Source organism: Sulfurimonas sp., from assembly GCF_016744025.1.
In the GTDB taxonomy this organism is placed as follows: domain Bacteria; phylum Campylobacterota; class Campylobacteria; order Campylobacterales; family Sulfurimonadaceae; genus Sulfurimonas.
The window spans coordinates 1-7723 of record NZ_JADGFC010000122.1 but is presented as its reverse complement, the minus strand read 5'-3'; the positions used below and the strand labels follow the sequence as shown (position 1 = coordinate 7723).

Annotated in this window: 5 protein-coding genes and 2 pseudogenes; 2 read left to right on the top strand and 5 right to left on the bottom strand. The window is 32.0% G+C overall.

Going from position 1 to position 7723, the window contains the following annotated elements; all coding sequences use genetic code 11:
• The 5 genes and pseudogenes from QZZ48_RS12935 to QZZ48_RS12915 all read right to left on the bottom strand — a co-directional run.
• Nucleotides 1-173, bottom strand: a pseudogene (locus tag QZZ48_RS12935) (formate dehydrogenase); the annotation flags it as partial.
• Nucleotides 174-183: 10 nt separating this feature from the next.
• The gene (locus tag QZZ48_RS12930) at nt 184-2994 is read right to left on the bottom strand and encodes a formate dehydrogenase subunit alpha (protein WP_294966553.1); all 2811 of its coding nucleotides are present in this window, start codon (nt 2992-2994) and stop codon (nt 184-186) included.
• A gap of 55 nt (nt 2995-3049) precedes the next feature.
• On the bottom strand, nt 3050-3250 hold the full coding sequence (locus tag QZZ48_RS12925; RefSeq protein ID WP_294966551.1) for a Tat pathway signal protein: 201 nt from the start codon (nt 3248-3250) through the stop codon (nt 3050-3052).
• Nucleotides 3251-3455: 205 nt separating this feature from the next.
• A complete protein-coding gene (locus QZZ48_RS12920; RefSeq protein ID WP_294966549.1) occupies nt 3456-4169 on the bottom strand; it encodes a molecular chaperone in 714 nt (237 codons plus the stop codon).
• Nucleotides 4169-5869: a 4Fe-4S binding protein gene (locus QZZ48_RS12915; RefSeq protein ID WP_294966547.1), complete on the bottom strand. Its 1701-nt coding sequence runs from the start codon at nt 5867-5869 to the stop codon at nt 4169-4171. Before QZZ48_RS12915 ends, QZZ48_RS12920 begins: the two co-directional genes overlap by 1 nt.
• 141 nt (nt 5870-6010) lie before the next feature.
• Here QZZ48_RS12915 and QZZ48_RS12910 point away from each other — a divergent pair, with 141 nt between their 5' ends.
• A complete protein-coding gene (locus QZZ48_RS12910; RefSeq protein ID WP_294966545.1) occupies nt 6011-7153 on the top strand; it encodes an ABC transporter substrate-binding protein in 1143 nt (380 codons plus the stop codon).
• A pseudogene (locus QZZ48_RS12905) lies at nt 7143-7723 on the top strand (sensor histidine kinase); the annotation flags it as partial. The gene QZZ48_RS12910 and the pseudogene QZZ48_RS12905, both read left to right, overlap by 11 nt.

Sequence of the window (7723 nt, the reverse complement as noted above, 5' to 3'; positions counted from 1 at the left end):
GCAATTGAAAGAGAATATTCTAAACCGATAATACCTTCATTCATAGTAATTACTTTTCTTCTGTTAATACCTGCTGGTAACTCATGCGCTTCCGCACAACCTACTGAACATGCATAACATTCAATACATCTATCGTCATCACAGTAAAATTTCATTCTAGCATTTTCACTCATATTCGACTCCCTATGCTTTTTCTATGCGGCATAAACCAGCATTAAACTCAGGAATCTGAGTAATTATGTCAAATCCATAATTTGTAATAGTATTTGAACTCTCACCAATTGTATATGGTTTAGTTCCCTCTGGGTAGTTTGCACTCATATCTACACCTTGCATAACACCTGCAAAGTTATATGGAAGAGCAATTCTATCTGGAGTAACACTGAAACAATAAATAGCTTTTACTTTAATCTTTGTACCTTGTGGAGAATGAAGCCACATTTGATCACCATCTCTTATATCAAGATCAGCTGCTAAATCTGGATGGATATTAGCAAACATATCAGGAGTGATATGAGATAAGTATTTACTTGTTCTCTCAAGCATACCTGCACCACTTAGGTTAACAACCCTTTTAGTAACAAGCATAGTTGGAAAGTCTTTTGACCAATCTTGAGCTTGTTGTTCTGATTTGAACTTAACATCAACTCTAAAGTTATTTGTTTGGTCCTCATATGTTGGATGAGCTTTAACTAAATCCCATCTTGGAGAGTGTATAGGCTCTCTATGGATAGGAACTTCATCAGGGAAAGTCCAAACAATAGCTCTAGCTTTTGCATTACCATAAGGTGCAACACCAGCTTCTCTACATTTTTCTTGAATAATTCCAGAGAAGTCAACTTTCCAGTTAGCTCCAATTTTAGATTTTTCTTCTTTAGAAAGAGTAATACCTAAAACTTTTTCAATGTTTTTAGCAGTAATCTCAGGATAACCACCTTTAACTTTTGAACCTTTTATCGTAACTGCATCAGATGCTAAAAGATCTTCTCCCTCATGCTCTAAACCAAATCTATTTCTAAAGCCCATACCACCCTTATTTACTTCTTCATCTACATTGTAAAGAACTGGACTTCCTGGATGTTTTACATCCCAAGACGGCCATGGTAAACCATAGTACTGACCTTTTACTTTTCCTCTACCTTTTAAAGTAATAGGATCAAATAAATGCCAGTTAGATTGATGCTCTCTTAAACGCTCAGCTGTCCAACCACCAAGACCAATTGTCTTAACGATTCTAGCAATTTCATTCATCGCATCATCAGCAAAGAAAAAGTCTTTTTTAACTGTTTTTAGTTCGCCATCTTTAATATCCATTTTCATAGCCCGAGTATACTCTTCATAAAAACCAAATTTCTTAGCAAATTCAAACATAACTTCATCATCAGTTTTTGACTCATAAAGTGGATCAACTACCTTGTCTCTCCATTGTGCTGTTCTATTTGTAGCAACAACAACACCCTCATTTTCAAACTGAGTTGCAACAGGCAAGATATAAATATTATCAGTTTTATCTGTAATAACAGCTGCTTCATTAACAAATGGTTCAGCAATTACAAGCAAGTCTAATTTATCAAGAGCTTCTTTAACCTTTGCAGTTTGAGCCATTGAAGATATACCAGTTCCTTGAACCCACAGTGCTCTAATAGGAGATGATGAGTAAGTCTTTTCTTCTTGTAAAACACCTTGCCACCATTTTGCTAATGAGAAACCTTTTTCATTCATCCATTTTGGAGAGTAAAATCTGTCTTGTAGCCATTTATAATCAACTCCCCAACCCTTAGCATAGTATTGCCAAGATTTTTCGCCTAGACCATAATAGCCTGGTAATGAGTCAGCTAAACAACACATATCAGTAGAACCTTGTACATTATCGTGTCCACGAATAATATTACAACCACCACCTTTTTTACCCATGTTACCAAGAACTAATTGTAGAATTGGTAAGATTCTAGTGTTCGACGTACCTGTGCTGTGTTGAGTAATTCCAAGTGCCCATACAACAGTTGCTGGTTTCGTCGTCGCCATTAATCTTGCTATTTGAATAATTTGTTCTGCCGGAATCCCTGTTACATCCGAAGTCTTTTGGGGAGTCCATTTCTTAGCCTCTTTTTTTACTTCATCAATTCCGTAAACTCTATCAGCTATGAAACTTTCATCTTCCCAATTATTTTTAAAGATTAGGTGTAAAAGACCATAAATAAAGGCTACATCTGTACCAGTTCTAATTCTTAAATAATGATCTGCTTTTGCTGCTGATTTAGTATAAACTGGATCAATAACAATTAGTTTTGCATTATTTCTATCTTTTGCTTTTAGCATGTGCTTAAATCCAATAGGATTAGCAACTGCTGAGTTTGCTCCAATCATAAAGATTGCTTTTGAATGTCCTAATAAATCACCAAAATGATTTGTCATTGCGCCATAACCCCATGTATTCGCCACACCGGCGACTGTTGCACTATGTCAAATTCTAGCTACGTGATCTATATTGTTCGTTCCCCAAAAGGCAGCAAATTTTCTAAAATAGAAAGCTTGTTGTAGGTTAAATTTTGCAGATCCTAAAAACATTGCTACATCAGGACCATTTTCTTTTCTTAGTTTTAGCATCTGTTCTGAAATTTCAGATATTGCAGTTTCCCAAGAAATTCTTTCCCATTTATTGTTCACTTTTTTCATCGGGTGTTTAACTCTTTGCTTAGATTTAACTAAGTCAATTTGGTCAATACCTTTACAACAGTGACTTCCCTCACTAATTGGATGATCTTGTGCTACATCTTGTCTAACCCATACACCATTGTGTACTTCAGCTTTTATTCCACATCCAGCAGAACAAATACTACATATTGTCTTAACTATCTTAGAACCAGGATAAGGATTTTTTATTTCTTCTTTTGTTGCGGGTCTTATAGAATCAGCAGAGGCGAATGCCGATGTTGCTCCTAAAGTTGCACCAAGAGAAGCTAATTTTAAAAATCCTCTTCTTCCTACTTTCATAGATAAATCACTGAGTTTACTACTCATTTATCTTTCCTTCTTTTAAATAACTTTTTTAACTACTTGATTTATAAAAATCATCCCATGCTTGTGTTTCTTTGTAAAGAATCTCTTTTTTATGAGATTTTCCTACAACTACACCACCTGAACTAGCTTCTTGTTTGCTGCCGCTAGCCATCGCTATGGTAGTGCTTGCTGCAACTAATGCGCTGGCGCCAAGAGCTTTTTTTATAAAACTCCGTCTGTTTTCTAACATGATTTCCTCCAATTAATTTACACCCTTTTTTCAAAGAGATATATCAAGAAACCTAATTTCCTCAGCTATCTCTTAATATGCAAAAAATGCATATTTAAAATGTGAAAAAGATTAAAGAAGACACTTAAATAATCTAGTTTTATAATATATATAAGATTTAAAATATGCAAAAAATGCATATTAATAAATTAAAAAAAAGTAATTTCTAAAGAGTTTTAAACTCGTCAAAGTTTCTTTTTGCTTTTTCTTGCGCCGCAACTTTTTCTTTATTACCATGAGTTTTTATTACTTCTCTTGCTTGATAATTATTAACAGGGTTCAAACTATATAATTGTCTTTCATATTCAATAAAAACTTTTAAAACAATTGCCATACTTTTATAAAAATCACTATTTACATGTTCATGTACATTAGATGCAAACTGATCTACAACTTCGTTTAATACACGCTCAAAAACACCTCTAGTAATCTTCTCAGAGTCATTATCACCATCTAAAGTATTTTGAATTAAGTGATTCATAAAGTTAAACATAAAAGCTATGTTGTCTTCGTTATCTTTATATGTTTTAGTATCTCTTCTAAAGTTTGAAAGGTTTACAAGCTCTAGCATCTCTTGTCTTTTTTTACCATCATCTCTAGCTTCGCAGTAATAAGATGCACTCATTGGGATATAAGCAGTAGAGGGAGAGTAAAATACTATATTTGCTTCATCTTTAAGTGCTTTAAAACCTTTTTCATCAAGAATACTCTTCATATTCAAAAGTGCTGTTGCACTATTTGAATCTAGGGGATTTTGACTAAGCAGGTCAACTGTATTTTGGAGTGCTTTGAAGTTTTTGTCAGTTTCAAAATATGTGAATACTGAGGCAAAAAGCCCGTAGAAAACGACTCTTGCTGAATTTATTTCGTCTTGGTTCACTATTGTACCCCTTGTGCATTATTATATAACTCTGGGTTCTTCTTATACGATTCCATCATTATCTTCGGTTTACAATCTTCACAACAGTAAAGAGTTCTTTCTTTTATTGGATCTGATTTAAAGAAAGGTACCATCATCTTAGCTATCTTCTCTACAGCCTTAGTAGTTGCAAATTCTTTTCCACACTCAACACATGCAAAAAGAGTATCTGTTGCTAATACTTCTTCTTTAAACCAAGTAGGATTTAGTTTAATTACATCTTCTTCAATGCTTAAACAGTCTTTTTCAGGACATACAACTTCACAAAAACCACAGGCTGTACATAAACTAGGATTTATTCTTAGTGAATTATCATCTATATTTGCAGTAAGGGCATCTACATTACAAGCCCCTACACAGGATAAACATAGAGTACAGTTAGCTTCATTTACATTTACTTTTGCATAGTGAATATGTTCCCCTGTTTGAACTACACCTAAATCAGCATCTCCAACTACATTTTTTAGTCTAGTTGCAAAGATTTCTCTTTTACCTATATTTATTTCATTGATAGTATGTCTTGAATTATCTATGAACTGAACTTTGTTTAGTGCAACTTTTAGCTCTTTTTTATCCATTGCAACTATAACAGCATCCATACCATGCTTTTTTTGATATATTTCATTTAAGATTCTTATCGCATCGTTTGTACCTTTTGAAAGAAAGTCAGTATAGAAAACAATTTGTGAACCAGACTCTTGAGCGATAGTAAGAAGTGTTCCCTCGTGTAAGAACTTTTCACCTTCAATTGCAAAAGGTAAAACATTTTCTTTTAATTCAATATTTAACTCTTTAATTTTCATTTTTTGAGGAATAACTAAAGGGATATGTCCACTAAACATTCTTGATATATCATAGATGCTTTCTCTATTTTGAGGGGCATAATCAAGTGCGCCTGAAGGACACACGGAGATACAGCCTCCACAGCCGTGACAATCAATTTGTGAAAATAAAAGATGTTTGATTTCATCATCTCTTTCTATCGCAACTGTAGGACAAACTACTGCACATTTTCCACATGTCTTTTCATTTCTACCATGATATTGACAAATGTTTTGATCATACACGATAAACTTTTTGTACTCATAGTTAGATATATTTGTACGTAGAGTTGCTAGAACATCATCAAGTGAACTTTCAAGTGGATCAAATGTACCACTTTGTTGAGTTGCTATTTCATCTTGCTTATACCATACGATTTGAGATACTTGAAGCGTTGCATCTTTGAAGTTGTCATTTACTACAACTGTTAAGTTTCCAATATGCCCTGATATAGATTTAACTACCTCAGGTGTAACATGCAAAAGGTTAAATTCATCAGGAACCATAGATTTTAAAAATTCTGCTTTTTCTTCATTAGTAGATACAAGTAAAACTTCTTGTGATACTTCTTGAGTATATTTTATATCTTGTGCTAAATCAAAGCGAGTAGCATTTATCTCATATAGTTTTTCGACATTTTTAATCTTGTTTGCGATTGAATCTTTAGAGTTAGTTATGTAAAAATCAATTTCATCTGCAATAATTTCACCATGTACATTTTTTGAGTTTGACACTATAAAGTCATTGTTTGAAGCAGTTGATAGTTCAGAGGTTACTAGTATGTTTTCTGGGAGAGGAAAATCAAGACCTCCATCACTATAATAGACAAATTCTTGCATCTGAAATCCTTGTGGGCAAAATATTAATGACAAATTTTAACGCCATTAGGCTTACGGTATACTTAAAAGGTTAAATAATTTTTACCTTTATCTGATGTGCAAGTATTTAATGATATAATAAAGAAAAAAAAGAGCCTTAAATTGTATAAATATTTAATCACTATTTTTATTGTCTTAATTGTTTTATATGCAAGTCTCAGAGATGAAAGATTTGAATCTAAAAATATAGAATTGGGAATTTCAATACCAAGAACAGGCATTATGAAAGCATGGGGAGATGCAGTTTATAGTGGAGCAAATGCATACTTCTCACATGCCAATCAAAATAGATTACTTAAAGATAAAGAAATTAAAGTCGTTGTGTTTGATGACAAATATGAGCCAGAATTAACTATAGAAAATGTTAAAAAACTAATAAATAAAAATGTTTTTGCCTTTTTTGGCTTTGTTGGTACTCCAACAGTAAAAAAAATATTACCAATTATACAAAAAACTGATATTCCATTGATAGCACCTTTTACTGGAGCTTCTTTTTTAAGAGATGAAAACATAGAAAATTTGGTTAATTTTAGAAGTTCTTATGATCAAGAAATTAATAATGCTGTTGATTATTTGCATTATAAAAAAAATATTTCTCGTTTTGCTGTTTTTTATCAAAATGATGATTATGGAGAAGAGGGTTTTGTTTCACTTCTTCTTAAACTTAGAAGCATGGGACTTAAAATTCATGGAGAAGGTACGTATAAAAGAAACACTCTTTCTATAAGACATGCTTTTCATGAGATAAAGAGTGCAAAACCAGAAGTTGTTTTTATGATTGGTGCATACAAAGCAAATGCTCTGTTTATTAAAACTGCAAAAAAAGATCCTACTTTTAAAAATACGATTTTTTGTAATATATCTTTTGGTGAAGCTAATGAGATGGTCAAAGAGTTAGACTATAAAACGGATAACCTACTTTTTTCACAAGTTGTTCCAAGTTATCAAGATACTTCTATCCCTGTAATATTGGAATACAAAAAAATGATGAGTAGATATTTTCCAAAGCAACCCTTAGGTTTTATATCTTTAGAATCTTATTTATCTGCTAAAGCAGTAGTGTCAGCTTTGAAAAATGTTAAAGGAACTCTTACAAGAGAGAAGTTTTTAAGACAGATAGAACACCCTAGAAAGAACTCTTTAGAAGGTGTTGAGATTAGTTATAAGAACAAGCAGTTACACAATAAAGTGTATTTGTTTAAATATAAAAATTCAAAATTTATAGAAGTTGACAATGAATATTAGAAAATTTATTGAGTCTATTGATAAGATACCTTTCTCATATAAGACATCAGTTTTACTTTTTATTATTATAGGTGGAATGATACTGATCATTATATTTTCTCAAATATCCATATATACAGTAAAACATGACTCAGATATGTTGTTTGAGAAGAGAACAAAACCTATTATTAAACTTGAAGCCATTAAAGATGCATATGTAGTAAATATAAAAGATACTCTATATGATGTCTATCATGAAAATATTAGATTAGAACAATCATTTGATGTCCTAGACTTGGGTAAGCAGCTTATTGAAAAAAACTGGAACAAATACTTAGAAATCACTTTTTCAGAAGAGTATGAAACATCTTGGGTGGCTAAGATAATAAAAAGATTTTTTATTATCGGTGAGTATGATAAAAATCAAATTTTACAAAATAGTATTATCTCAAGTATAAATGATAAACGAGTTAAGATAGAAGAACTAGTAAATGAAATAGTTCTTGAGCTATCAAATGAAAACTATCATAAAGTACCTGTTCTTATAGATAATATCAATTTTGAAATAAACACAATTTCTATATATATTAC

Bases quoted from the DNA above. Each gene is read 5' to 3' on its own strand.
- QZZ48_RS12925 (WP_294966551.1), bottom strand. From the start codon at position 3,250: ATGTTAGAAAACAGACGGAGTTTTATAAAAAAAGCTCTTGGCGCCAGC.
- QZZ48_RS12915 (WP_294966547.1), bottom strand. From the start codon at position 5,869: ATGCAAGAATTTGTCTATTATAGTGATGGAGGTCTTGATTTTCCTCTC.